The following is a 777-nucleotide window of genomic DNA, read 5'->3' as shown; positions in this document are numbered from 1 at the left end:
GCCCCCTCCGCTCCGCTCGCCCCCCGGTGGGGGGCATTACCTTTAAACCCCTCACACGCTTACATAGCCCCCTCCGCTCCGCTCGCCCCCCGGTGGGGGGCAGCACTTTAAGCCGTTCAATTTATCGTGTAGCGCAAAAAGGCTGGCGATAGCCTGCCTTTTTAGCGTAATCGTTACAAGGCGTAGGGGGTGTGATGTAATCACTTCCCCGTAGCCCTTACTTAATTTTTATACAAATTTCATCTCCTTTATCCCACCAACTTTTTAATAAACGAAATAATTTTATGTAATTTATCCTTGAATTTTTCAAGATACCAGGACCGCAAATCTCACCAACCAAAATACATCCTGCAGTATCCAATACAGTATTACCGCAATGGATTAATACCCCCTCAAATCCTTTAACCCCTACCAATCGAGGAAGAAGCCCCGAACTGTAATTTTTATAAAAATTTCTAGATGAAAATCTAGCTGAAGATGTTAATACAATCCGATACGTCCCCGATGGAATAGCACATTTTTTTTTCTTCATTCTGTAAATATCCATTAAATCCGTGGAGCTCGTAATACCGCTATCCCATTTCTCCAATGTATCAATTTTTACTCCGCCGGCATTTAATCTACCAACAGTATAATTTTTTTGTTTCTCTACCCTTTCTAATTGTAAATATTTTTTCATTTTGTTTATAATTTAAAACTTTAAAAAAATAAAAAACACACGCACAAGCGCATTTATCATAAAAATACATCCGTGCAACCCAAGAGGGGGGAGGGGGT

The 777-nt window shown here is 40.8% G+C and carries 1 protein-coding gene; it reads right to left on the bottom strand.

What is annotated here, in order from left to right:
• Positions 1–217: 217 nt before the first annotated feature.
• Positions 218–679 (bottom strand): DUF5675 family protein, encoded by a 462-nt coding sequence (locus tag J4G38_RS28245; protein ID WP_210522247.1) that lies wholly within the window; start codon positions 677–679, stop codon positions 218–220.
• Between the last annotated feature and the right edge of the window lie 98 nt (positions 680–777).

It is taken from the genome of Hymenobacter terricola (assembly GCF_017921975.2).
GTDB classification, from domain to species: domain Bacteria; phylum Bacteroidota; class Bacteroidia; order Cytophagales; family Hymenobacteraceae; genus Hymenobacter; species Hymenobacter terricola.
This window is presented reverse-complemented; position numbering and strand designations above follow the sequence as displayed.